Consider the following 404-nt stretch of genomic DNA (forward strand, 5'->3'; position numbering starts at 1 on the left):
GCCAAGCTGTTCAAGCTTCCCACGGTGCTGACGACCGTCACCGCCAACACCTTTGCCGGTCAATTCGTGCCCGAGGTCGCCAAGGATGTATTTCCGGGGCATCCAATCCCGGATCGCACCTCGATCAATGCCTGGCTCGATTCCGGTTTCGTCTCTGCCGTGGAGGCAACCCGACGTAAGCGTCTGATCATCGCCGGCCTATGGACATGCGCGTGCACCGCATTCAACGTCATCGAGGGTCTTCGCCGCGGATACGAGGTTTTCTTTGTTGCCGATGCCTGCGGCGACACGGATATCCAGGTCCACGAGCGGGCTGTCGAGCGTATGATCCAGGCCGGTGCAGTTCCGACTACCGCCCAACACTTTGTCTATGAACTGCAGCAGGATTGGGCACGTCAGGAAAC

1 protein-coding gene is annotated in these 404 nt (G+C 59.4%); it reads left to right on the forward strand.

Going from position 1 to position 404, the window contains the following annotated elements; translation table 11 throughout:
* Positions 1 to 404 (forward strand): isochorismatase family protein (locus PY649_RS34915; RefSeq protein ID WP_285873633.1); only part of this gene is annotated, 404 nt, incomplete at both ends.

The organism is Rhizobium mayense (assembly GCF_030272705.1).
Classification (GTDB): domain Bacteria; phylum Pseudomonadota; class Alphaproteobacteria; order Rhizobiales; family Rhizobiaceae; genus Rhizobium; species Rhizobium mayense.